We start from the raw sequence: 22,502 nt of genomic DNA, 5'->3' as shown, positions 1-22,502 counted from the left end.
GGTGCCTTCTCCGCCTGCTTGCGCGGGCTCAAGGAGGCCCGCGGCGACTGGATCGTCGGCCGCCGGCTCGCCGGCGGCCGCCCGGTGATGGGCATCTGCGTCGGCATGCAGATCCTCTTCGCCCAGGGCATCGAGCACGGCGTGGAGACCGAGGGCCTCGACGAGTGGCCCGGTACGGTCGAGCCGTTGAACGCCCCCGTCGTCCCCCACATGGGCTGGAACACCGTCGACACGCCCGCGGACAGCCAGCTGTTCGCCGGACTCGACGCCGACGCCCGGTACTACTTCGTGCACTCCTACGCGGTGCGCGAGTGGACCCTGGAGGTCGGCAACGTCAACATGCGCGCCCCCAAGGTCAGCTGGGCCACCCACGGTGAGCCCTTCGTCGCGGCGGTCGAGAACGGCGCCCTGTGGGCGACCCAGTTCCACCCCGAGAAGTCCGGCGACGCCGGCGCCCAGCTCCTCACCAACTGGATCGGAACCCTGTGACCGTGTCGCCGAGCAGCACGCTCGAACTCCTCCCCGCCGTCGACGTCCGCGACGGCCAGGCCGTCCGTCTCGTGCACGGTGAGTCCGGCACCGAGACCTCCTACGGCTCCCCCCTGGAGGCGGCCCTCTCCTGGCAGCGCTCCGGCGCCGAGTGGCTCCACCTCGTCGACCTCGACGCCGCCTTCGGCACCGGCGACAACCGCCTGCTGATCGCCGAGGTCGCCCGGGCCATGGACATCAAGGTCGAGCTCTCCGGCGGCATCCGCGACGACGCCTCCCTCGCGGCCGCCCTCGCCACCGGCTGCACCCGGGTCAACCTGGGCACCGCCGCCCTGGAGACCCCCGAGTGGGTCGCCAAGGTCATCGCCGAGTTCGGCGACAAGATCGCCGTCGGCCTCGACGTCCGCGGCACCACCCTGCGCGGCCGCGGCTGGACCCGCGACGGCGGCGATCTCTACGAGACGCTCGCCCGCCTCGACTCCGAGGGCTGCTCCCGCTACGTCGTCACCGACATCGCCAAGGACGGTACCCTCCAGGGCCCCAACCTGGAGCTCCTGAAGAACGTCTGCGCGGCCACCGACAAGCCCGTCGTCGCCTCCGGCGGCGTCTCCTCCCTGGACGACCTGCGCGCCCTGTCCGGCCTGGTCCCGCTGGGCGTCGAGGGCGCGATCGTCGGCAAGGCGCTCTACGCCGAGGCGTTCACCCTGGAAGAGGCGCTGGAGGCGGTGGCTTCCGTATGACCGACGGCGTGAAGCGGGTCGTCACCGGCGCTCCCTGGGAGGAGCAGTTCGGCTACTCCCGCGCGGTGGAGCTGCCGAACGGTCTGGTCCTGGTCTCCGGCTGTACGTCGGTGGTCGGCGGCCAGATCGCCGGGGGAGGCCCCTACGAGCAGGCGATCAACTCCTTCAACGTGGCCTTCGACGCGCTGGGGAAGCTGGGCCTGGGCGCGGAGGACGTCGTCCGCACCCGGATGTACATCACCCACGCCCGGGACGTGGACGAGGTCGGCCGCGCGCACAAGGAGCTGTTCGACACCGTCCGCCCCGCCGCGTCGATGATCATCGTCTCCGGCTTCGTCGACCCGAGCCTGGTCGTCGAGGTCGAGGTCGAGGCCTACCGGGGTGAGGGCGCGTGAGCCTCGCCGTACGCGTGATCCCCTGCCTGGACGTGGACAACGGCCGGGTCGTCAAGGGCGTCAACTTCCAGAACCTGCGGGACGCGGGCGACCCCGTCGAGATGGCGAAGCTGTACGACGCCGAGGGCGCCGACGAGCTGACCTTCCTCGACATCACCGCCTCCTCCGGCAACCGGGAGACCACCTACGACGTGGTGCGCCGCACCGCCGAGCAGGTCTTCATCCCGCTCACGGTCGGCGGCGGTGTCCGCGCGGCCGAGGACGTCGACAAGCTGCTGCGGGCCGGGGCCGACAAGGTGGGCGTCAACACCGCCGCCATCGCGCGCCCCGAGCTGATCCAGGAGATCGCGGAGCGGTTCGGCCGCCAGGTCCTCGTCCTGTCGGTCGACGCCCGGCGGACGGCCTCGGGCTCCTTCGAGGTGACGACGCACGGTGGCCGCCAGGGCACCGGCATCGACGCCGTCGAGTGGGCGCACCGGGCCGCCGAGCTGGGCGCGGGGGAGATCCTGCTCAACTCGATGGACGCCGACGGGACGAAGGACGGCTACGACACCGAGATGATCGCGGCCGTGCGCAAGCACGTCACGGTGCCGGTGATCGCCTCCGGCGGGGCGGGCAAGCTCGCCGACTTCGCGCCCGCGGTGGCCGCGGGCGCCGACGCGGTGCTCGCCGCCTCCGTCTTCCACTTCGGTGATCTGCGGATCTCGCAGGTCAAGGACGCGCTGCGGGAGGCGGGCCGACCGGTCCGCTGAGCGCGCGGGTGAGGGCTCCCCCCCGGGAGCCCTCACCCTTTGCGCAGATGCGCAGGATTATTTGTGCAATTCTCGTTGCGCAAGTTTTCCTTCGTATCTAGGGTCGGTGTCATGACCTCGCCGGAGAACCGCCGCATCACCGATCTCGGCACCCTCAAAGCCATCGCGCACCCGCTGCGGATGCGCCTCTACCGCGCCCTCTTCGTGGCCCGCACCGCCACCGCCTCCCAGCTCGCCGACCAGGTCGACGAGGCCGTCTCGCTCGTCAGCTACCACCTGCGCAAACTCGCCGACCACGGCCTCATCGAAGAGGCCGAGACCCAGTCCACGGACGGCCGCGAACGCTGGTGGCAGCCCGCCTCCTACGGCATCAGCGTCCAGGAGGAGGACATCCGAGGCACCCCCGAACTGGTCGCCGCGAGCGACGCCTTCGGCCGCACCGTCAACGAACAGCGCGTCGAACTCCACCGGCGCTTCCTCGACGAACGGCTCACCTGGTCCGACACCTGGCGCTCCGCCTCCGTCAGCGGCGAGTGGCTGCCCCGCCTCACCGCCGCCGAACTCACCGCCCTCGGCGCGGAGCTCGAAGCCGTCCTCCAGAAGCACGACCGGGCGGCCCGCGCCGCCGAGGCGGCCGGCGACACCGAGGGCCGGGAGAACGTGGCCGTCCACCTCCACGCGTTCCCCTACCGCTCATGACGGCGACCCTGACCACCACCGTCGAGCGCCCCGCCCACCGCGACCGCAACGTCCTGCGCTGGCTCGGCGCCTACACCGCCTCCACCACCGGCGACATGGTCTACCACCTGGCCCTCTCCTGGGCCGCCGTACAGAACGGCACCCCCGCGCAGGCCGGCCTGGTCCTCTCCCTCAGCGCCGTCATGCGCGCCCTCCTCATGCTCGGCGGGGGAGTGGTCGCCGACCGCTTCGGGCCCCGGCGGATCGTCATAGCCTCCGACGCCGTCCGCTGCGTCGTCGTCCTCGGCATCGCCGCCGTCCTCGCGCTCGCCTCTCCCGGGCTCTGGGTCCTCGCCGCCGTCGCCCTCGTCTTCGGAGCCGTGGACGCCCTGTTCATGCCCGCCGTCGGCGCCCTGCCGCCACGGATCGCCGCCCCCCGGCAGCTCGCCGGGGTCCAGGGCATGCGGGGCCTCGCCTACCGGATCTCGGTGCTGCTCGGCGCCCCGCTCGGCGGGCTCGCGGTCGCCCTCGGCGGAGCGGCCGCCGCGTTCGGCGCCGCCGGACTCCTCTTCGCCTTCTCACTGCCCCTGCTGCTGGCGCTCCGGCTCTCCCCGCTGCCCAGCGACGGCACGGCGCGGGCGAGGAGCACCGCCCTGCGCGACCTGACCGACGGCCTGCGCTACCTCCGCCGCCACCGCGTCCTCGGCCCGCTGGTCGTCGTCATCGCCCTCAGCGACCTCGGCTTCGTCGGCCCCCTCAACGTCGGCCTCGCGCTCCTCTCCGAGGCGCGCGGCTGGGGCGCCGCCGGCATCGGCTGGATCCTGGCCGGATTCGGTACGGGAGCGGGGGCCGCGTCCCTGCTCCTGACCGTACGGGGGCACGTCCCGGGCGCCGGGCGCGTGCTCTCCTGGACCATCGCCCTCGGCGCGGTCTCGATCGGCGCCCTCGCGTACGTGCCGCGGCTCCCCGTCGCCGTGGCCGTGTCGGTCACCGTCGGACTGCTCGCCGGACTCAGCGGCGCCCTCTGCGGAGCGCTCACCCAGACCGAGTGCGACCCCGCCTACCTGGGCCGGGTCACCTCGGTCACCACCTTCTTCAGCCTGGGCGTCGCCCCGCTGAGCTTCCCGCTCGTCGGCGCGGCCGTCGGAGCCTGGGGCCCCGCGCCCGTCTTCACCGCCTGCGCCGCCGTCTGCGCCCTCGGCGGGGTCTACGGCCTCTCGGTGAAGGCCCTGCGGCGCGCGGAGCTGCCCCGGGGCTGAGCCCGCCGGAACGGCGGCCGGGCGGCCCGGAGCCGACCGCTCAGAGCCCCAGCCGCTTCGTCTCCCGCAGCCGCTCGATCGCGTCCGGCTCACCCTCCAGGGCCACCTTCGCCGAGGCCTGGCGTCCGTACAGGTACATCGTGAGCTCGCCCGGCTCCCCGGAGGCCGTCACCACCGGGGTGCCGCGGTGCGCCACGACCGTCTGGCCGTTCGGCCGGCGCAGCACCAGGCCCACCGGCACCTTCCGGCCGAGCAGACGGGCCGAGCGCTCCAGCCGCGACCAGAGGGCGTCCGCGAAGACGGGGTCGAGCTCGCGCGCCGACCAGTCCGGCTGGGCCCGGCGCACGTCCTCGGCGTGGACGTAGAACTCGACGACGTTCGCCCCCTCGTCCACCTGCTTGATGGTGAACGGCGAGAACCGCGGCGGACCCGTCCGGATGAGCTGGATCAGCTCCTCGTACGGCTTGTCGGCGAACTCCGCCTGCACCCGGTCCTGCCGGTCCCTCAGCGCCGGTACGAGCGAACCGGCCGCCGCGTCCGGCCGCCGCTCCCGCACCACCACATGGGCCGCCAGGTCCCGGGTCAGCCAGCCCTCGCAGAGCGTCGGCGCCTCGGGGCCGGCCGCCTCCAACAGGTCGGCGAGCAGAAGCCGTTCACGTTTGGCATGGGTCGACATGTCCGCCAGCGTACGGTGGCCGCCACCGGTCCGCCCAGTGGACGCCCGCCGAACGCCACCCCCGAGGGCGGCACAATGGCACCATGAGCAGCAATCTCGACCCGGCCATCTCCGCCCGGCTCAAGCGCAGCCCGGACGGGCTCGTCCCCGCCATCGCCCAGCAGTACGACACCGGCGAGGTGCTGATGCTCGGCTGGATGGACGACGAGGCCCTCCACCGGACCCTCACCACCGGCCGCTGCACCTACTGGTCCCGCAGCCGCCAGGAGTACTGGGTCAAGGGCGACACCTCCGGGCACGTCCAGCACGTCAGGTCCGTCGCCCTCGACTGCGACGCCGACACCGTCCTCGTCAAGGTCGACCAGGTCGGAGCCGCCTGCCACACCGGCGCCCGCACCTGCTTCGACGCCGACGTGCTCCCCGTATCCGAGTAGGGTCTGGCGCCATGGATCTCGACACCTTCCGCAAGCTGGCGGCCGACCGCCGCGTCATCCCCGTCAGCCGCCGGCTGCTCGCGGACGGCGACACCCCGGTCGGGCTCTACCGCAAGCTCGCCGCCGAACGGCCCGGCACCTTCCTCCTCGAATCCGCGGAGAACGGCCGCAGCTGGTCGCGCTACTCCTTCATCGGAGTCCGCAGCGACGCCACCCTCACCGTCAAGGACGGCGAGGCCCACTGGCTGGGTACCCCGCCCGTGGGCGTCCCCACCGGCGGCGACCCGCTCCAGGCCCTGCGCGCCACCGTCGAGACCCTGCACACCCCGCGCGACCTGGCCTCCGGCATGCCCCCGTTCACCGGCGGCATGGTCGGCTACCTCGGCTACGACATCGTCCGCCGCCTGGAGAAGATCGGCGACTCCACCCGGGACGACCTGAAGCTCCCCGAGCTGACCATGCTCCTCACCAGCGACCTCGCCGTCCTCGACCACTGGGACGGCTCGGTCCTGCTGATCGCCAACGCGATCAACCACAACGACCTGGAGACCGGGGTCGAGGAGGCGTACGCCCACGCCGTCGCCCGTCTCGACGCCATGGAGGCCGACCTGGCCCGCCCGGTCGCCACCGCCCCCACCGCCCTGCCCTCCTCCGCGCTCCCCGAGTTCTCCGCGCTCTGGGGCGGTCCCGCCTACCAGGACGCCGTCGAGGACATCAAGGAGCGCATCCGGGCCGGCGAGGCCTTCCAGGTCGTGCCCTCGCAGCGGTTCGAGACCCCGTGCACCGCCTCCGCGCTCGACGTCTACCGGGTCCTGCGGGCCACCAACCCGTCCCCGTACATGTACCTCTTCCGCTTCGAGAACGGCTTCGACGTCGTCGGATCCAGCCCCGAGGCCCTCGTCAAGGTCGAGGACGGCCACGCGCTGCTCCACCCCATCGCCGGCACCCGGCACCGCGGCGCCACCCCGCAGGAGGACCACGACCTCGCCGAGGAGCTGCTCGCCGACCCCAAGGAGCGCGCCGAGCACCTCATGCTCGTCGACCTCGGCCGCAACGACCTCGGCCGCGTCTGCACGCCCGGCTCCGTCGAGGTCGTCGACTTCATGTCCGTCGAGCGCTACTCGCACGTCATGCACATCGTCTCCACCGTGACCGGCGAGGTCGCCGAGGGCAGGACCGCCTTCGACGTCCTCACCGCCTGCTTCCCGGCCGGCACCCTCTCCGGCGCGCCCAAGCCCCGCGCGATGCAGATCATCGAGGAGCTCGAACCCTCCCGGCGCGGCCTCTACGGCGGATGTGTCGGTTATCTCGATTTCGCCGGCGACGCGGACACGGCCATCGCCATCCGCACCGCCCTGCTCCGCGACGGAACCGCGTATGTGCAGGCCGGAGCCGGTGTCGTCGCCGACTCCGACCCCGTCGCCGAGGACAACGAGTGCCGCAACAAGGCCGCGGCCGTCCTCCGCGCCGTCCACACCGCCAACCGGATGAACGACCACTGAGCCCGTAGGGGATAGTGGGGTACGTGAGTGCCGTACCCGTACCCCAGCCCCGGGCCGCCCGCGCGGCCGTCCCCACCGGCGGCCGCCGCAGCCTGGCCGCGGCCCTCCTCCTCGGCGCCCTCGGCGCCACCGTCGTCCTGCTCTCCGCCGGACAGATCTGGGCGGAGGGCACCGCGTCCGTCGGCGGCGGCAGCGTCCCCGTCGAGGCCGACGGCGGCACCGTCACCGGCGTCCCGACCGCCCTCGCGATCGTCGGCCTCGCCGCGCTCTTCGCCGTCTTCGCCGTCCGCCGCACCGGCCGCACCCTCGTCGCCGCGCTCCTCGCGCTCAGCGGCGCCGGAGCCGCGCTCGCCGCGGTCCTCGGCGCCTCCGACAGCGCCGCGCTCAACGCCGAGGCCGCCCGCATCAGCGGCGACACGGCCGCCGCCGTCGCCGGCCTGACCCACACCGTCTGGCCGTACGTGACCGCCGCGGGAGCCGTCCTCATCCTGCTCGCCGGCCTCTTCGCACTGCGCTTCGGCAAGAGCTGGCCCGCGATGGGCGGCCGCTACGAGCGCTCCGGCGCCCCGCGCGCCGCACGCAAGGCACCGACGACCGACCCCGACCGGCCCGAGGACCTGTGGAAGGCCCTGGACCGCGGTGAGGACCCCACCCAGGGCACGTGACGGGGGAACCCGCCGCGACGCGTGATCGTCCCGGTACCCCCGATTCACCCTCGCGCGCCCACGTGCGGGACAATGAGCGCCGAGAGTCCGCGCACGCGAGACCTCACCATCGAGCAACTGCAACGAGGAGCAACTCATGGCGGGCAGCGCCCACGGACACACCCCGGCCGCCTGGACCGGTGTCATCATCTCCTTCATCGGCTTCTGCATCGCCGGGGTCTTCATGGTGGCCGCCAACCAGCCCGGTTTCTGGGCGGGCGTGGGCGTCATCGTGCTCGGCGGCATCGTCGGCGGCGCGATGAGGGTCGCCGGCCTCGGCATGCCGAAGGAGTCGGCGGCCGTCGCGGCCGCCCGTGAGGCCGCGACCGCGACCGCGCGGGCCCGCGCCTGACGCCACACGACGCATCCGAGAGCGCAGTCCGGCGGTGCCGGGCTGCGCTCCCGCGCGTCCGGGGCGAGAATCACCGGGTGGACCCGCAGCCGACGGCCGGAGCCGTGACCGACGCATCCAGCACCCGACCGGGTGAACCTGTCCCACCGGGTGAACCGACGACGCGGGACGCCGCCGCCCACCCCGGCGCCCCGGACCCGCCGCACGCCCCCGCGTGGCCGGCCGGCCCCGAGGCGGACCGCGGGCCCGTACCGCAGGGTGGCGGGCCCCTGCCGCCCCCCGCCCGGCCGCTCGCGCTCCGGCTGGTCGCGCCGGTCGCCGCCCTCGCCGGGGTCGCCGCCGCCTTCACGTACGTCGGGACCGTCGACCCCAACGAACCCGGGCACTACCCCGTCTGCCCGCTGCTCCGCTTCACCGGCGTCCTCTGCCCCGGCTGCGGCGGGCTCCGCAGCGCCCACGCCTTCGTCCACGGCGACCTCCCGGCCGCCCTCGGGGCCAACGCCCTCGCCGTCGTCGGCTACGGACTCTTCGGCGTCCTCGTCGTCCTCTGGCTGATTCGCGCCTTCCGCGGGGTGCCCATGCGCCTCGCGGTCTCCCCGGCCTGGTGGTGGGGGATCGGGGCCGTCCTCGCCCTCTTCACCCTGGTCCGGAACCTTCCCTTCGGCTCCGCACTGGCCCCCTGAGGGCCCGTACGGCACCGCGGGGACCCGCTCAGGAGTCCCAGCAGATGGGACGCCACTCCGGTCGATGCGAGTCCGGGGCCGTCCTGCGGATAGGATCGATGTGGCTGAACCTGGTTCCTCATCACCATCACCGTCCCGGAAGGGGGCCCCTCGCGTGAGTGTGCTCGACGAGATCATCGAAGGCGTACGCGCCGACCTCGCAGAGCGGCAGGCGCGGGTCACCCTCGACGAGCTCAAGGAGCGCGCCGCCAAGGCGCCGCAGGCCAAGGACGGCGTCGCCGCTCTCCGCGGCGACGGCGTCAAGGTGATCTGCGAGGTCAAGCGCTCCAGCCCGTCCAAGGGCGCGCTCGCCGCGATCGCCGACCCCGCCGCCCTCGCCGCGGACTACGAGGCGGGCGGCGCCGCCGTCATCTCGGTCCTCACCGAGCAGCGCCGCTTCGGCGGCTCGCTCGCGGACCTGGAGGCCGTCCGGGCCCGGGTCGACATCCCGGTCCTGCGCAAGGACTTCATCGTCACCGCGTACCAGCTCTGGGAAGCACGGGCGTACGGAGCGGATCTCGCGCTCCTCATCGTCGCCGCCCTGGAGCAGGAGGCACTCGTCTCCCTCATCGAGCGCGCCGAGTCCATCGGGCTCACCCCGCTCGTCGAGGTCCACGACGAGGACGAGGTCGAGCGTGCCGTCGACGCGGGCGCCCGGATCATCGGCGTCAACGCGCGGAACCTCAAGACCCTCAAGGTCGACCGCTCGACCTTCGAGCGCGTCGCCCCCGAGATCCCCGCGCACATCGTCAAGATCGCCGAGTCCGGTGTCCGCGGTCCGCACGACCTCATCGCCTACGCCAACGCCGGCGCGGACGCCGTCCTCGTCGGCGAGTCCCTCGTCACCGGGCGCGACCCGAAGGCCGCCGTCGCCGACCTGGTCGCCGCCGGCGCCCACCCGGCCCTCCGGCACGGCCGGAGCTGACACCTTGACGACCGCGCGCCGCGCCACGCCGACCGCCCTGGGCCTCGCCCCGGGCGGCCCGGTCGTGCCCGCGGACGTCGCGGTGGGGCGCCGCGGCCGTCTCCGGTCCGCCGCCGCGCCCGTCTCCAAGCACGCCCCCCTGGCCCGGGGCTGCCGACCGCGTGGCTGCCGCGCGCCCGCCCGCCGTGTCCACGGCCGCCGGGTGCGGTACGTCATCGGCTCCGAGCCCGGCCAGGTCAACGGCATGCGATGGCGCCCGCGCCTCGCGCGCACCTCCACGAACTGACGCAGCCGCTCGACCACCGAGGCCTCTGCGCCCGTGACCCCACCGTCGCCCCCCCCGTGTGGGCAATCGTCCCGCATGGCGGGACGGGTGGGCACACGGGACGGCGCGCCCGGCGGCGCCTCCGCTCCTTGTGCCTGGGCCCGCACCCCTTTGTGCGCCGTGCACGGGGTGCGGGTCCAGGCCCGGAAGCCTGGGCCCGGCCAGGGGCGCCGTTCCGTTGTGCCCACCCGTTCCGCCCCGGCGGAACGAATGCCCACAACGGTCCGGGGCCAGGATCCGGTGATCGTCCCGCCGTTCGTGAGACGCTCGCGCGCACATCGTGACCATCGACCGCACGTCACACGGGGCACCCGCCCCGCGAGGAGCATCCGCATGTCCAGCGAGTTCTTCATTCCCGACCCGGAGGGTCAGGTCCCCAGCCCCGAGGGCTACTTCGGCGCCTACGGCGGCAAGTTCATCCCGGAGGCGCTTGTCGCCGCCGTCGACGAGGTCGCCGTCGAGTACGACAAGGCCAAGTCCGACCCCGAGTTCGCCCGCGAGCTCAACGACCTGATGGTCAACTACACGGGCCGGCCGAGCGCCCTCACCGAGGTGCCCCGGTTCGCCGAGCACGCCGGCGGCGCCCGGATCTTCCTCAAGCGCGAGGACCTCAACCACACCGGCTCGCACAAGATCAACAACGTGCTCGGCCAGGCCCTCCTGACCAAGCGCATGGGCAAGACCCGGGTCATCGCGGAGACCGGCGCCGGCCAGCACGGCGTGGCCACCGCCACCGCCTGCGCCCTCTTCGGCCTCGACTGCACCATCTACATGGGCGAGGTCGACACCCAGCGCCAGGCCCTCAACGTGGCCCGGATGCGGATGCTCGGCGCCGAGGTCGTCGCCGTGAAGTCCGGCAGCCGTACCCTCAAGGACGCCATCAACGAGGCGTTCCGCGACTGGGTCGCGAACGTGGACCGGACGCACTACCTGTTCGGCACCGTCGCGGGCCCGCACCCCTTCCCCGCGATGGTCCGCGACTTCCACCGGGTCATCGGCGTCGAGGCCCGCCGCCAGCTCCTGGAGCGCGCCGGCCGCCTCCCCGACGCGGCGATCGCCTGTGTCGGCGGCGGCTCCAACGCCATCGGCCTCTTCCACGCCTTCGTCCCCGACGCGGACGTGCGCCTGATCGGCTGCGAGCCGGCCGGCCACGGCGTCGAGACCGGCGAGCACGCGGCCACCCTCACCGCCGGCGAGCCCGGCATCCTGCACGGTTCGCGGTCGTACGTCCTCCAGGACGAGGAGGGCCAGATCACCGAGCCGTACTCGATCTCGGCGGGCCTCGACTACCCGGGCATCGGCCCCGAGCACGCGTACCTCAAGGACAGCGGGCGCGGCGAGTACCGCGCCGTCACCGACGACGCCGCCATGCAGGCGCTGCGGCTGCTCTCCCGTACCGAGGGCATCATCCCGGCCATCGAGTCGGCGCACGCCCTCGCCGGGGCCCTGGAGGTCGGCAAGGAGCTCGGCAAGGACGCCCTGCTCCTGGTCAACCTCTCCGGCCGCGGCGACAAGGACATGGACACGGCCGCCCGCTACTTCGGCCTGTACGACGGGGAGGGCTCCCAGTGACGACCGGCAACATCCAGCTGCTCAGCGACACCCTCGCCAAGGCGAGGTCGGAGGACCGGGCCGCGCTCATCGCGTACCTCCCGGCCGGCTTCCCGACCGTCGACGGCGGGATCGCGGCGATCAAGGCCGTCTTCGACGGCGGCGCGGACGTGGTCGAGGTCGGCCTCCCGCACAGCGACCCGGTCCTCGACGGGCCGGTCATCCAGACCGCCGACGACATCGCCCTGCGCGGCGGCGTCAAGATCGCCGACGTGATGCGCACGGTCCGCGAGGCGCACGAGGCCACCGGAAAGCCGGTCCTCGTGATGACCTACTGGAACCCCATCGACCGGTACGGCGTCGAGCGCTTCACCGAGGAGCTCGCCGCCGCCGGCGGCGCGGGCTGCATCCTGCCCGACCTGCCGGTCCAGGAGTCGGCGCTCTGGCGCGAGCACGCCGACAAGCGCGGTCTCGCGACCGTCTTCGTCGTCGCGCCCAGCAGCAGGGACGAGCGGCTCGCCACCATCACGGCGGCCGGTTCCGGCTTCGTCTACGCCGCCTCCCTCATGGGGGTCACCGGCACCCGCGAGTCGGTCGGCGAACAGGCCGCCGACCTGGTGCGCCGCACCCGCGCCACCGCCGCGGACGGCCGGGACCTCCCCGTCTGCGTCGGTCTCGGGGTCTCCAACGCCACCCAGGCCAAGGAGGTCGCGGCCTTCGCCGACGGCGTCATCGTCGGCTCCGCCTTCGTGAAGCTGATCCTCGACGCCGACGGCGACGAGAAGGCGGGACTCGCCGCCGTAAGGGAACTGGCGGCCGAACTCGCCGAGGGCGTCCGTCGCGTCCCGTAACCCATTTGGGTGGAACTGTGACCGGGGAGGCGCGCACGTGCCTCCCCGGTTCGTTCCTGAGGCGTGAGCGAGAAGAACCGTGGTGACGGTAACCGGAACGCGCGGGAGCGCCTCCAGCAGCAGCGTGAGCGAGAGAAGGCCCGCGAGAAGCAGCGCCGCGTCCTGATCGTGTCGGCGGCGGTGGTCGGCGTCCTCGGCCTGGCCGCGATCGTCGGCGTGATCGCCGCCGGCGGCGACAAGGACAGCGGATCCGACAAGGCGGGGCCGGTCGTCGCGCCGACCGGGGCGACCGACGAGGACGGCAAGCCCGCGATCCCCACCGGGAAGACGGACGCCCCGTCGACGCTGGCGATCTGGGAGGACTTCCGCTGCCCGGCGTGCGCCCAGTTCGAGAACGTCTTCCGGGACACCATCCACGAGCTGGAGGCCGCCGGCGCCCTCAAGGCCGAGTACCACCTCGCCACCCTCATCGACGGGAACATGGGCGGCAGCGGCTCCCTGCGCGCGGCGAACGCGGCCGCGTGTGCCCAGGACGCGGGGAAGTTCACCGCGTACCACGACACGCTCTACATCAACCAGCCGCAGGAGACGGACGACGCCTTCGGCGACAACGCCAAGCTCATCGAGCTGGCGGCGAAGGTGCCGGGGCTCGACACGCCCGCCTTCCGGAGCTGTGTCAACGACGGCACGCACGACACCTGGATCGCCAAGTCGAACGAGGCCTTCCAGAACGGCGGCTTCAGCGGCACGCCCTCCGTCCTCCTCAACGGCGAATCGATCTTCCCGACCAAGGGGAACGAGCAGATCTCCCCGGAGAACCTGAAGAAGTGGGTCGCCGAGGCCAACCAGGGCAAGAAGCCCGGCACGGCCTCTCCTTCGGCGGGTTAGTTACCCATACGTTGCCGGGTGGGCTGCCGCCGCGCCCGCCCGGCAGGGTAGCGTCGGTCCTGCCATGGACCTTGCCTACATTCCCAGCCCGTCGACCGGCGTGATCAACCTCGGACCGATCCCGCTGCGCGGCTATGCCTTCTGCATCATCATCGGTGTCTTCGTCGCCGTCTGGTACGGCAACAAGCGCTGGATCGCCCGGGGCGGCACCGCCGGCACCGTGGCCGACATCGCCGTCTGGGCGGTGCCCTTCGGCCTCGTCGGCGGACGCCTCTACCACGTGATCACCGACTACCAGCTGTACTTCAGCGAGGGTGAGAACTGGGTCGACGCCTTCAAGATCTGGGAGGGCGGCCTCGGTATCTGGGGCGCCATCGCGTTCGGCGCGGTGGGTGCCTGGATCGGCTGTCGCCGCCGGGGCATCCCGCTCCCGGCGTGGGCCGACGCCCTCGCCCCCGGTATCGCCTTCGCCCAGGCCATCGGCCGTTGGGGCAACTGGTTCAACCAGGAGCTGTACGGCCGGCCGACCGATCTGCCCTGGGCCCTGAAGATCACCGAGAGCGCGAACCGCGAGGCCGGGACCTACCACCCGACCTTCCTGTACGAGTCGCTCTGGTGCGTCGGTGTCGCCGTCCTCGTCATCTGGGCCGACCGCCGCTTCAAGCTCGGCCACGGACGCGCCTTCGCGCTGTACGTCGCCGCGTACTGCGCGGGCCGGGCCTGGATCGAGTACATGCGCGTCGACGAGGCGCACCACGTGCTCGGCCTGCGGCTGAACGTGTGGACGGCGATCGTCGTCTTCCTGCTCGCGGTGGTCTACCTGGTCGTCTCGGCGCGGATCCGCCCGGGCCGCGAGGAGATCGTCGAGCCGAAGGCCGTGAAGGACGCGTCGGCGAAGGACGCCGCCGCGCAGGACGAGCCGGCGGACGGTGAGCCGAAGGACGCCGGCACGGAGGCGGACGAGGACCCCGTCGGCGCGGACGAGGAACACGGGGCCGACAACGGCGCCGGGTCCGCAGCCAAGGGCTGATCCCCACCAGCGGTCGGAGGGCCGCCGGGACCGAGAGGTCCCGGCGGCCCTTTCGCGTGCCGGGGTACGGGTCAGGCTGTCCGGGCGGCGAGGGCGAGGACCCGGTGGGCGCCCTCCACCACCGCCGCGTCGACGAAGCGGCCGTCCGGGAGGGCCAGGGCGCCCCGCTCGGCCCCGGCCGCCTCGACGACCTCCCGCGCCGCGTCGATCTCCTCCGGGGTGGGGAGGTAGGCCCGCTCGATGACCGGGAGCTGGCGGGGGTGGATCGCCGCCCGGCCGAGGAAGCCCATCGACCGGCCCCGGGCGCAGCCGGCGGCCAGGGCGTCCAGGTCGCCGATGTCGGGGTGGACCGACTGGGCCGGCGGCGGGAGGGCGGCCGCGCGGGCCGCGACGACGACCCGGCCGCGCGACCAGTCGAGCGCGCTGTCCTCCCGTACCCCCAGGTCGGCGCGGAGGTCCGCCTCGCCGAGCGCGATGCCGCGCACGGCGGGATGGGCGGCGGCGATGGCGTACGCGTGCTCCACGGCGAGGGCGTTCTCCAGGAGCGGGTAGAGGGGGAGGCCGGGGGCGAGTGCGGCGATCCGGTGGATGTCGGTGGCGTGTGTCACCTTGGGTACACGGAGACCGCGGAGGCCGGGGAGGGGGGCCAGGGTGGGGATGTCGTGCGGGGTGTGGACGCGGACGTGCACCGGGACGGGGTGGGTGTCGGCGAGCAGATCGGCCGTGGCGTCGAGAGCGTACGCCTTGCGGTGCGGGGCGACGGCGTCCTCCAGGTCGACGATGACGACGTCGGCGCCGGAGGACAGCGCCTTGGCCACGACCGCGGGCCGGTCGCCCGGGGCGTACAGCCAGGTGAGGGGTGTGCGGGGCCGGCCGGGACCGTGGGCCCCGGCCGTGTCGCTCATACGGCCCCCTGGTCGCGCAGGGCGTCGATCTCGCCGGGGGTGAGACCGAGTTCGCCGAGGACGGCGGCGGTGTCGGCGCCGTGCGGGCGGCCGGGCCAGCGGATGGCTCCCGGCGTCTCGGAGAGGCGGAAGAGGACGTTCTGCATCCTGATCGGGCCGAGTTCGGGGTCCTGCACCTCGGTGACGGTGCCGAGCGCCCGGTACTGGGGATCGTCGACGACGTCCCGGATGTCGTAGACGGGGGCGATCGCCGCCTCCGCCTTCTCGAACGCGTCCATGACCTCGTCGCGGGTGCGGCGCCCGATCCAGGTGCCGACCGCCTCGTCCAGTTCGTCCGCGTGCGCGGCCCGGCCCGTGCCGTCGGCGAACCACGGCTCGTCGATCAGCTCCGGGCGGCCGACGAGCCGCAGGACCCGCTCCGCGATCGACTGGGCGGAGGTGGAGACGGCGACCCAGGAGCCGTCGGCGGTCCGGTAGGTGTTGCGCGGGGCGTTGTTGCGGGAGCGGTTGCCGGTGCGGGGCTGGACGTAGCCGAGCTGGTCGTACCAGAGGGGGTGGGGTCCGATGACGGAGAGCATCGGTTCGATGATCGCCATGTCGACGACCTGGCCGCGGCCGGTCGTCGTCCTCGCGGTGAGCGCGGTCATCACCGCGTACGCCGTGGCGAGGGCGGCGATCGAGTCGGCCAGGCCGAAGGGGGGCAGGGTGGGCGGGCCCTCGGGCTCGCCGGTGATGGCGGCGAAGCCGCTCATCGCCTCGGCGAGGGTGCCGAAGCCGGGGCGGTGGGCGTACGGGCCGAACTGGCCGAAGCCGGTGACCCGGGTGAGCACCAGACGCGGGTTGACCGTGGAGAGCTCCTCCCAGCCCAGACCCCAGCGTTCCAGGGTGCCGGGCCGGAAGTTCTCCACGATCACGTCCGCGTCGGCGGCGAGCGCGAGGAGGGTGTCCCGGCCGCCCGGGGACGACAGGTCGAGGGTGATCGTCCGCTTGTTGCGGCCGAGGACCTTCCACCAGAGGCCGATGCCGTCCTTGGCGGGCCCGTGCCCGCGGGACGGGTCGGGCTTGCGGGGGTGCTCGACCTTGACGACGTCGGCGCCGAAGTCGCCGAGCATCATGGCCGCCAGCGGGCCGGCGAACAGGGTCGCCAGATCCAGCACGCGCAGACCGTGAAGGGGGGAGCGGGCCGGAGGAGACCCGGGAGCGGGCGCGGAGGGCGCGGCGGTGGCGGTGCGCGGCGTGGTCGTCATACGGCGTCGGTCTCCCTCTCGCCGAGGGAGCCGAAGGCCGCCTCGATCTCGGTGCGGAACGGCATCGACGTCGACGCGCCCTCGCGCTGGACGGAGAGCGCGGCGGCGGTCTGCGCCCAGGCGAGCGCCTCGGGGGCCGGGCGGCCCTCGGCGAGCGCGACCACCAGCGCGCCGGCGAAGGTGTCGCCGGCCCCGGTGGTGTCCACGGCCCGGACCCGGGGCGCGGGCACCGTGAGCGGGTCGGCGCCCCGCACCGCGTACAGGCTGCCGGCCGCCCCCAGGGTGACGACCACCTCGGGGACGTCCTTCAGCAGGGCCAGGGCCGCCTCGCGGGGGTCGGTCAGACCGGTGAGCGCGGCGGCCTCGTGCTCGTTGGGCACCAACAGGTCGGTGACGGCGAGCAGTTCGGGAGGCAGCGGCTGGGCCGGGGCGGGGGTGAGGACGGTCCGCACGCCGAGCCGGCGGGCGGTCGTGGCGCCCTCCACGACGACGGAGAGGGGGAGTTCGAGCTGGAGGAGCAGGGCGTCGGCGGTGCCGATGAGCGCCTCGTCGCCGTGGGTGAGGGAGGTGACGGTGCCGTTCGCGCCGGGGATGACGACGATCGCGTTGCCGCCCTCGTCGTCGACGACGATGTGGGCGGTGCCGGAGGCGCCCTCGACGGTGCGGAGGAGATCGGTGTCCACCGAGCAGTGCTCCAGGTTGGCCCGGAGCCGCTCGCCGAAGTCGTCCGCGCCGACGGCGCCGATGATCGCCACCTCGCCGCCCGCGCGGGCGGCGGCGACGGCCTGGTTGGCGCCCTTGCCGCCGGGGACCGTACGGAAGGAACGGCCGGTGACGGTCTCGCCGAGGGCCGGGGCCCTGGGCACATAGGCGACGAGATCCATGTTCGTGCTGCCGAGCACGACGATGCTGGTCATGGGCGTACCGCCTCCAGGTGGGTCAGGTCGGCCAGGGTGTCGAAACCGATGCCGTCGAAGGACGGGACGGAGGTCGCGAGACGGTTCTTGAGGGGCGAGGTCCAGCGCTCCGGGAGCCGGTCCGGGTGCCCGGCGAGCAGCCCGGCGACCGAGCCCGCGGTGGCGCCGTTGGAGTCGGTGTCCCAGCCGCCGGAGACCGCGGCGCAGATGGAGCGGGTGAAGTCGCCGTCGGCGTGGGTGAGGGCGGCGGCGAGCAGGGCGGCGTTGGGGACGGCATGCACCCAGTGGTACCCGCCGAGTTCGGCGTGCAGACGGTCGACGACCGGGTCGAAGTCCGCCGTGTCACGGGCGAGTCCGATGCCCCGGCGGACGGCCACCGCGAGGCGGGAGCGCGGCGGGATCACGGCGAGACCGGAGGCGAGCGCCTGGTGGACGTCGGTGGTGCCGGTCGCGGCGGTGGCGAGGGTGGCGGCGACGAACATGGCGCCGTACACGCCGTTCGCGGTGTGGGTGAGGGTGGCGTCCCGGTACGCCTGCGCGGCGGCGGCGGCCGGGTCGCCCGGGTGGGTCCAGCCGTGGACGTCCGCCCGGATCTGGGCTCCGATCCACTCGCGGAACGGGTTGCGGTGGACGGCGGTCAGCGGAGGCTCGACGCCGTCGAGGAGGTTGCGGTAGGCGATCCGCTCGGCCGTGAAGGTGCGGCCGGCCGGCAGCTCGTCGAGCCAGAGCCGGGCGACGTCGGCGGTGGTGAAGTCGCGGCCGTACCGCTGGAGGAGCAGCAGGTTGAGGAGGGGGTAGTTGAGGTCGTCGTCCTCGGGCATCCCGTCGATGTTCTCGGCGAGGGAGGTCGGGGCCGAGCGACGGTTCCAGGGGTGGGCGGCGAGCAGCTCGGGCGGGACGCCCTTGGCGGTGAACCAGGTGGAGAGGGGCCAGTTGCCGGTGGCGCGGGCGAGGGCGCGGATGGCGGGGAGGGGGAGCTTCTCGACCGGCTTGCCGAGGAGACAGCCGGCGGCGCGGCCCAGCCAGGCGGCGTGCAGACGGTCGCGGAGGGCGGTGTCCCTCCCCGGGCCCGGGGGGTGCGGAGCCTCGTCCGGGGCCGGCCGGGAGTCGGGCAGGGGGCCGGGGCCCGGCGGCTCCGCCCCACCCCCGGGCTCCGTCCGGGGACGCTCCCACCCTGCGGGGGCCTCGTCCACGGCCCGGGCGGGGGCCAGCGCGGCCAGGGCCGCCAGGAGTTCCTCCGCCAGGGGGCGGAGCTCCGGGCGGGGGACGGGGGAGGCGCCGGCCGAGGGCGGGGCCGGAGGGCCGCCCGCCCGCTGCCAGCGGGCCGCGATCCCGGTCGCGTCACGCCCGTCCTCCGCCGCCTGACGGAGTTCGTGTCCCACCAGGTCCTCCGGCTGGACCCAGGTCAGGCGGAGGTTCACCGGGCCGCGCTCGTCAGGGCCGCGAACGCCGACTCGTGCGCCCGGCGGCGTTCCGCGTCCCGGGCGAAGACCTCGCGGGCCACCTCGGACAGCGCCCTCGCCGGGGCGTGCAGATCCAGCCGGCTCGCCTCCGCCACCCGCTTCGCCCAGTCGGCGGGCACCGCCGACTCCCCGTGCAGCGCGCCCACGATCGCGCCCGCCATCGTGGCGATGGAGTCGCAGTCGCGGCCGTAGTTGACCGCGCCCAGGACCGTACGGCGGAAGTCGCCCTCGCCGACGAGGAGCATGCCGAGCGCGATCGGCAGCTCCTCGATCGCGTGCAGCCGGGAGGGGCGCCGGGCGCCCAGGGAGGGCGAGCGGTAGTCGGGGCCGACCGAGTCGAAGGGGGCCACCGCCTTGCGCAGCGGGGCGAGCGCCGACTCGAAGTCCCGTTGGCCGGACGCCACTTCCACGACCGCCTCGATCGCCGACCGCGTGCCGTCCTTCGCCAGGGCCAGGACCGCGGCGACCACCGAGGACGGCGTGGCGCCCGGCACGCACGCCGCCGCCACCGCCGCCGCGAACACTCCCGCCGCCTCACGGCCGTACGAGGACTGGTGCGCGCCCGTCACGTCGAGGGCCTCGGCGTACGCGGCCTCCGGGTGGGCCGCGTTGACCAGCCCGACCGGCGCCATGTACATCGCGGCCCCGCAGTTGACGATGTTGCCGCTGCCGGCCTCGCGCGGGTCCACATGGCCGTAGTGCAGCCGGGTCACGATCCACTTCTCGGCGAGGAAGATCCGCTGGAGGGGCAGCGCCTCCGCCTCCAGCTCCGGGATCCAGACCGGGGAGCCCATGAGTTCGGGGACGAGGCGGTCCGCGACCGCGTACGCGTCGAGGTGGTCGCGGACCTGCTCGTACACCCGGATCAGGGCGTGGGTCATCAAGGTGTCGTCGGTGACGTGCCCGTCGCCCTTGTGGTACGGGGCGATGGGGCGCGCGGTGCGCCACTCGTCGCGGTTCCAGGGGCCGACGATCCCGGTGACCCGGCCGCCGTGGCGCTCCACGATCTGCTCGGGGGTGTAGCCCTCGACGGGGCCGCCGAGCGCGTCGCCGACGGCGGCCCCGAGGAGACTGCCGGTGATCCGGTCATCCAGTGTGGGTGTCATGTCGGAATTGTCCACCCGGGGCGGCCGGTTCCGTGGCTGCGAGCAACCCGGCGAGTTCGACCAGGTCCGTCCCCGCGAGTCGCGGCAGCGCGCACCCCGCCAGGGTCCGGCACGCCTCGCGCCACGTCCCCGGCACCGAACGGCTCCCGCCCAGCGCCCCGGTGAGCGCGCCCGCGAGCGCGGGGGCGGAGTCGGCGACCCGGGAGAGACAGGCGGCGGCCGGTACGGCGGACGTCATCTCGCCCCGGGCGGCGGTGGCGAGCGCGAGCGCCACCGGGACGGTCTCGGCGGCGGCGATGCCGTAGCTGTAGACGTGGTCCACGATCTGGTGCTCCAGGAGCGGGACCAGCTCGAAGGCCGAACCGGCCGTCCGGGCCAGCTTCACCGCGTGCCGGGCGTTGCGGCCGATCTCCGTGACGGGCGGGAGTTCGGCGAGCGCCGCCTCCACGGCCTCGCCGACCGTCGACCCGCCGAGGGCGGCGGCGACGGCCGCCGCCATCGCGCGGGCGCCGTGGACGCCGTCGCCGTCCTGGGTGTACCGGGCGTCGAACTCGGCGAGTTCGGCGGCGGCCCGGGGGTCGCCGGGGTGGACCAGGGCCAGGACGGCGGCCCGGACGCAGGCCGCGTCGTCGAAGAAGTGCGGGTTGTCGTGGCCGGTTGCGGGCGGGCGCAGTCCGGTGGCGAGGTTGCCTAGCCCCGCGCGGACGGAGATCCGCGCGCGGAGCGGGAGAACGGCGGACTCGACCTCCGGCGCGCGGTCGGCGGCTGCGGCGACCTGACCGGCGAGGGCGTTCCAGGCGAGGTCGACGGCGGCCCGGAGCCGGCGCTCCGGCGGGAGGCCGGCGAAGACCGGGCCGGAGGCGGTCAGGATCGCCTCGGCGGTGAAGACCGCCCACTCGGCGTCGTCGGACGGGCCGAGGCGGAGGGGCTCGGGGGGCTGGTTCAGGGCGATGGGGACGGGGAGGGTGGTCGTCGCGTTCTGCTCGGCGAAGGTGTCGAGCTCGCGGGTGAGCCGGCGGGTCCACTCGGGCATGCGGGCGGCGCGGTGGCGGGCGGCGGGCCATCCGGCGGCGTCGCCCCCGGCGAGCCCCAGGAGGAGCCCCTCGACGGCGTCGCGGCCGGCGGGTGTGGGGGCGCGGTCCCGCGTGTCCGCCGCCGGGGGGTCGGGCGGCGGGGCCTCGGGGGCGCCGACGGCCCATGCACCGGTGCCGCGGAGGGGGGCGGGGGCCGGAGTGGCGATGCCGGGTGCGAGGGCTCCCGGGGCGAGGGTCGGGGAGTGGGCGCCGGTGGCTCCAGGGGTGAGGAGGTCCGGGGAGTGGGTGCTGGTGGCTCCCGGGGTGAGGAGGTCCGGGGAGTCGGCGCCCCGCACCGGCGGGGTGGCCGGGTTCTGGGGGGTGCCGAGCGGGGGGTCGGAGTTCGGCAGTGTGTTCATGCCGCGTCCTCCTCGGGGGTCAGGAGGTCCGCCACGTCCAGGACGTGGTAGCCGCGCATGGAGGGGAGGCAGCTGCCCGTGACCGGGGTGATGGCCGTGGCCCAGTCCTCGGGGATCGACCTCAGGCCGCCGGCCGCGCCGGCCAGGGCGCCCGCCACCGCCGCCGTGGTGTCGGCGTCGCGGCCCATGTTGACGGCTGTCAGGACCGCCGTGCGGAAGTCCCCGCGGGCGGCGGCGAACGCGCCGAACGCCAGGCCCACCGCCTCCGGTGCCAGGTCCGTCCACGGGTAGCCGCCGATCACGACCGCCGAGCGGACCTGGCGTTCGCGGGTGAGCGGGTCGGGATGGACGCGCCGGGCGGCGACGACCGCGCGGCGCAGCGAGCGGGCCGTCCAGGAGTCCATCGGGACGACCGAGAGGGCCGCCGCGATCACCGAGGTCACGCTCGCCCCGGTCATCGCCGCCGCCACGCCCGCCGCGACCGCCTGGCCGCCGTAGATGCCCTCGCCGTCGTGGCTGACGCTGCCGTCGATGGCGACGAGACGGGCCGCCTCCGCCGGGCGGCCGGCCGCGAAGACCCCGAAGGGCGCGGCGCGCATGGCGAGACCGTCGCTCCAGGCGTGCCGGTGCTGGGCGGAGATCGGCGCGGCGAGACCCCGGCGGAGGTTCTCCAGGGTGCCGCGCTCGGAGAAGCCCGCCCCGCGGAACGGGCCTTCGTCGAGGTCGGCGATCCAGTGGTGCCAGGCCCGTTCCACATGGTGGACGGTGAGGGCCGAGCCGTGCCGGGCGAGGAGCAGCGCCGAGAAGATGGCGTACTCGGTGTCGTCGGTGCCCGCCGGGCTGTCCGTCAGGAATCCCTCGATGCGGCCCCAGCGGCGGCGGATCTCGGAGGGCCGCATGTTCTCGGCGGGCGCGCCGAGCGCGTCGCCGACGGCGAGGCCGAGAAGCGCCCCCCTCGCCCTTTCACGCGTGTCGCATGCCGTGGTCATCACCATTGCGCGGCCCCTTCCTGGGTGGAGGCGCACCCATGGCGCCCCGATGCCTGGATCTGTGCCACCACGGGCCGCGAACTCGCCGAAGAAACGTCTCTGTCACCCGCCTGACAGCACGCCAGAAGCGGCGGACACGGCAAGGCACCCCTTAGTAAGTACGGCCTGCC

General features: G+C 74.2%; 25 protein-coding genes. 17 read left to right on the top strand and 8 right to left on the bottom strand.

The annotated features are described in order from the left end of the window. The 6 genes from hisH to ABT129_RS05860 form a co-directional block, all read left to right on the top strand. A partial coding sequence (gene hisH / locus ABT129_RS05885) for an imidazole glycerol phosphate synthase subunit HisH (protein ID WP_351897041.1) occupies nt 1–489 on the top strand: 489 nt, incomplete at its 5' end. Between the two features lie 2 nt (nt 490–491). Continuing rightward, the gene (priA, locus tag ABT129_RS05880) at nt 492–1,229 is read left to right on the top strand and encodes a bifunctional 1-(5-phosphoribosyl)-5-((5-phosphoribosylamino)methylideneamino)imidazole-4-carboxamide isomerase/phosphoribosylanthranilate isomerase PriA (protein ID WP_351897038.1); all 738 of its coding nucleotides are present in this window, start codon (nt 492–494) and stop codon (nt 1,227–1,229) included. Further along, nucleotides 1,226–1,624, top strand: a complete 399-nt coding sequence (locus tag ABT129_RS05875; RefSeq protein ID WP_351897036.1) for a RidA family protein — start codon at nt 1,226–1,228, stop codon at nt 1,622–1,624. Before priA ends, ABT129_RS05875 begins: the two co-directional genes overlap by 4 nt. Beyond that, nucleotides 1,621–2,376 carry an imidazole glycerol phosphate synthase subunit HisF gene (hisF, locus tag ABT129_RS05870; RefSeq protein WP_351897034.1) on the top strand — a complete coding sequence of 252 codons (756 nt, stop codon included), beginning with the start codon at nt 1,621–1,623 and terminating at the stop codon, nt 2,374–2,376. Before ABT129_RS05875 ends, hisF begins: the two co-directional genes overlap by 4 nt. A gap of 111 nt (nt 2,377–2,487) precedes the next feature. After that, nucleotides 2,488–3,075 (top strand): ArsR/SmtB family transcription factor, encoded by a 588-nt coding sequence (locus tag ABT129_RS05865; RefSeq protein ID WP_351897031.1) that lies wholly within the window; start codon nt 2,488–2,490, stop codon nt 3,073–3,075. Then, nucleotides 3,072–4,313 carry an MFS transporter gene (locus ABT129_RS05860; protein WP_351897029.1) on the top strand — a complete coding sequence of 414 codons (1,242 nt, stop codon included), beginning with the start codon at nt 3,072–3,074 and terminating at the stop codon, nt 4,311–4,313. The genes ABT129_RS05865 and ABT129_RS05860 overlap by 4 nt, the downstream gene beginning before the upstream one ends. Before the next feature lie 40 nt (nt 4,314–4,353). Here the strand turns inward: ABT129_RS05860 and ABT129_RS05855 are convergent, their stop codons facing one another. Continuing rightward, the gene (locus ABT129_RS05855; RefSeq protein WP_351897026.1) at nt 4,354–4,989 is read right to left on the bottom strand and encodes a TIGR03085 family metal-binding protein; all 636 of its coding nucleotides are present in this window, start codon (nt 4,987–4,989) and stop codon (nt 4,354–4,356) included. 83 nt (nt 4,990–5,072) lie between these two features. On the opposite strand from ABT129_RS05855, the gene hisI reads away from it, so the two are divergent. The 11 genes from hisI (at nt 5,073) to lgt (ending at nt 14,273) form a co-directional block, all read left to right on the top strand. Next, on the top strand, nt 5,073–5,423 hold the full coding sequence (gene hisI / locus ABT129_RS05850; protein WP_351897024.1) for a phosphoribosyl-AMP cyclohydrolase: 351 nt from the start codon (nt 5,073–5,075) through the stop codon (nt 5,421–5,423). Between the two features lie 11 nt (nt 5,424–5,434). Then, nucleotides 5,435–6,925 (top strand): anthranilate synthase component I, encoded by a 1,491-nt coding sequence (locus ABT129_RS05845; RefSeq protein WP_351897022.1) that lies wholly within the window; start codon nt 5,435–5,437, stop codon nt 6,923–6,925. Nucleotides 6,926–6,939: 14 nt separating this feature from the next. Further along, on the top strand, nt 6,940–7,590 hold the full coding sequence (locus ABT129_RS05840) for a TIGR02234 family membrane protein (RefSeq protein WP_351897019.1): 651 nt from the start codon (nt 6,940–6,942) through the stop codon (nt 7,588–7,590). Nucleotides 7,591–7,726: 136 nt separating this feature from the next. Further along, complete coding sequence (locus ABT129_RS05835) at nt 7,727–7,981, top strand: HGxxPAAW family protein (protein ID WP_351897017.1); 255 nt, start codon at nt 7,727–7,729, stop codon at nt 7,979–7,981. Between the two features lie 77 nt (nt 7,982–8,058). Next, entirely contained in the window at nt 8,059–8,664 is a 606-nt protein-coding gene (locus ABT129_RS05830) for a DUF2752 domain-containing protein (protein ID WP_351897014.1), read from the top strand. Between the two features lie 154 nt (nt 8,665–8,818). Beyond that, on the top strand, nt 8,819–9,628 hold the full coding sequence (gene trpC, locus ABT129_RS05825; protein WP_351897012.1) for an indole-3-glycerol phosphate synthase TrpC: 810 nt from the start codon (nt 8,819–8,821) through the stop codon (nt 9,626–9,628). Nucleotides 9,629–9,710: 82 nt separating this feature from the next. Continuing rightward, nucleotides 9,711–9,914 (top strand): tryptophan biosynthesis modulator TrpM, encoded by a 204-nt coding sequence (gene trpM / locus ABT129_RS05820; protein WP_351897072.1) that lies wholly within the window; start codon nt 9,711–9,713, stop codon nt 9,912–9,914. 372 nt (nt 9,915–10,286) lie between these two features. Continuing rightward, complete coding sequence (trpB, locus tag ABT129_RS05815) at nt 10,287–11,525, top strand: tryptophan synthase subunit beta (RefSeq protein ID WP_351897010.1); 1,239 nt, start codon at nt 10,287–10,289, stop codon at nt 11,523–11,525. Beyond that, nucleotides 11,522–12,355, top strand: coding sequence for a tryptophan synthase subunit alpha (trpA, locus tag ABT129_RS05810; RefSeq protein WP_351897007.1), 834 nt, complete (start codon nt 11,522–11,524; stop codon nt 12,353–12,355). The genes trpB and trpA overlap by 4 nt, the downstream gene beginning before the upstream one ends. A gap of 63 nt (nt 12,356–12,418) precedes the next feature. After that, complete coding sequence (locus ABT129_RS05805) at nt 12,419–13,243, top strand: DsbA family protein (RefSeq protein ID WP_351897005.1); 825 nt, start codon at nt 12,419–12,421, stop codon at nt 13,241–13,243. A 64-nt stretch (nt 13,244–13,307) separates the two neighbouring features. After that, on the top strand, nt 13,308–14,273 hold the full coding sequence (gene lgt, locus ABT129_RS05800) for a prolipoprotein diacylglyceryl transferase (protein ID WP_351897002.1): 966 nt from the start codon (nt 13,308–13,310) through the stop codon (nt 14,271–14,273). A 71-nt stretch (nt 14,274–14,344) separates the two neighbouring features. On the opposite strand, the gene ABT129_RS05795 is transcribed toward lgt, so the two are convergent. The 7 genes from ABT129_RS05795 to ABT129_RS05765 are packed head-to-tail and all read right to left on the bottom strand — an operon-like array spanning nt 14,345 to nt 22,338. Further along, the gene (locus tag ABT129_RS05795) at nt 14,345–15,178 is read right to left on the bottom strand and encodes an HpcH/HpaI aldolase/citrate lyase family protein (RefSeq protein ID WP_351897000.1); all 834 of its coding nucleotides are present in this window, start codon (nt 15,176–15,178) and stop codon (nt 14,345–14,347) included. Continuing rightward, complete coding sequence (locus ABT129_RS05790; RefSeq protein ID WP_351896998.1) at nt 15,175–16,425, bottom strand: CaiB/BaiF CoA transferase family protein; 1,251 nt, start codon at nt 16,423–16,425, stop codon at nt 15,175–15,177. The genes ABT129_RS05795 and ABT129_RS05790 overlap by 4 nt, the downstream gene beginning before the upstream one ends. Further along, entirely contained in the window at nt 16,422–17,342 is a 921-nt protein-coding gene (gene rbsK, locus ABT129_RS05785) for a ribokinase (RefSeq protein ID WP_351896996.1), read from the bottom strand. Before rbsK ends, ABT129_RS05790 begins: the two co-directional genes overlap by 4 nt. Then, on the bottom strand, nt 17,339–18,763 hold the full coding sequence (locus ABT129_RS05780; protein WP_351896993.1) for an ADP-ribosylglycohydrolase family protein: 1,425 nt from the start codon (nt 18,761–18,763) through the stop codon (nt 17,339–17,341). The genes rbsK and ABT129_RS05780 overlap by 4 nt, the downstream gene beginning before the upstream one ends. Continuing rightward, entirely contained in the window at nt 18,760–19,911 is a 1,152-nt protein-coding gene (locus tag ABT129_RS05775; RefSeq protein WP_351896991.1) for an ADP-ribosylglycohydrolase family protein, read from the bottom strand. Before ABT129_RS05775 ends, ABT129_RS05780 begins: the two co-directional genes overlap by 4 nt. After that, a complete protein-coding gene (locus tag ABT129_RS05770) occupies nt 19,892–21,343 on the bottom strand; it encodes an ADP-ribosylglycohydrolase family protein (RefSeq protein ID WP_351896988.1) in 1,452 nt (483 codons plus the stop codon). The genes ABT129_RS05775 and ABT129_RS05770 overlap by 20 nt, the downstream gene beginning before the upstream one ends. After that, nucleotides 21,340–22,338: an ADP-ribosylglycohydrolase family protein gene (locus ABT129_RS05765; RefSeq protein WP_351896987.1), complete on the bottom strand. Its 999-nt coding sequence runs from the start codon at nt 22,336–22,338 to the stop codon at nt 21,340–21,342. The genes ABT129_RS05770 and ABT129_RS05765 overlap by 4 nt, the downstream gene beginning before the upstream one ends. Nucleotides 22,339–22,502: the final 164 nt, after the last annotated feature.

This window comes from Streptomyces sp. NPDC002057 (assembly GCF_040296665.1).
Lineage (GTDB): Bacteria > Actinomycetota > Actinomycetes > Streptomycetales > Streptomycetaceae > Streptomyces.
The sequence above is the reverse complement of the archived record's forward strand: the minus strand, read 5'-3'. Positions and strand labels throughout refer to the sequence as shown.

What these genes read in the sequence shown, in the direction of transcription:
- ABT129_RS05875 (WP_351897036.1), top strand. Translation starts at nt 1,226, where the DNA reads ATGACCGACGGCGTGAAGCGGGTCGTCACCGGCGCTCCCTGGGAGGAG.
- ABT129_RS05865 (WP_351897031.1), top strand. Translation starts at nt 2,488, where the DNA reads ATGACCTCGCCGGAGAACCGCCGCATCACCGATCTCGGCACCCTCAAA.
- ABT129_RS05860 (WP_351897029.1), top strand. Translation starts at nt 3,072, where the DNA reads ATGACGGCGACCCTGACCACCACCGTCGAGCGCCCCGCCCACCGCGAC.
- ABT129_RS05855 (WP_351897026.1), bottom strand. Translation starts at nt 4,989, where the DNA reads ATGTCGACCCATGCCAAACGTGAACGGCTTCTGCTCGCCGACCTGTTG.
- hisI (WP_351897024.1), top strand. Translation starts at nt 5,073, where the DNA reads ATGAGCAGCAATCTCGACCCGGCCATCTCCGCCCGGCTCAAGCGCAGC.
- ABT129_RS05845 (WP_351897022.1), top strand. Translation starts at nt 5,435, where the DNA reads ATGGATCTCGACACCTTCCGCAAGCTGGCGGCCGACCGCCGCGTCATC.
- ABT129_RS05835 (WP_351897017.1), top strand. Translation starts at nt 7,727, where the DNA reads ATGGCGGGCAGCGCCCACGGACACACCCCGGCCGCCTGGACCGGTGTC.
- trpB (WP_351897010.1), top strand. Translation starts at nt 10,287, where the DNA reads ATGTCCAGCGAGTTCTTCATTCCCGACCCGGAGGGTCAGGTCCCCAGC.
- lgt (WP_351897002.1), top strand. Translation starts at nt 13,308, where the DNA reads ATGGACCTTGCCTACATTCCCAGCCCGTCGACCGGCGTGATCAACCTC.
- ABT129_RS05795 (WP_351897000.1), bottom strand. Translation starts at nt 15,178, where the DNA reads ATGAGCGACACGGCCGGGGCCCACGGTCCCGGCCGGCCCCGCACACCC.
- ABT129_RS05790 (WP_351896998.1), bottom strand. Translation starts at nt 16,425, where the DNA reads ATGACGACCACGCCGCGCACCGCCACCGCCGCGCCCTCCGCGCCCGCT.
- rbsK (WP_351896996.1), bottom strand. Translation starts at nt 17,342, where the DNA reads ATGACCAGCATCGTCGTGCTCGGCAGCACGAACATGGATCTCGTCGCC.
- ABT129_RS05775 (WP_351896991.1), bottom strand. Translation starts at nt 19,911, where the DNA reads ATGACACCCACACTGGATGACCGGATCACCGGCAGTCTCCTCGGGGCC.
- ABT129_RS05770 (WP_351896988.1), bottom strand. Translation starts at nt 21,343, where the DNA reads ATGAACACACTGCCGAACTCCGACCCCCCGCTCGGCACCCCCCAGAAC.
- ABT129_RS05765 (WP_351896987.1), bottom strand. Translation starts at nt 22,338, where the DNA reads ATGGTGATGACCACGGCATGCGACACGCGTGAAAGGGCGAGGGGGGCG.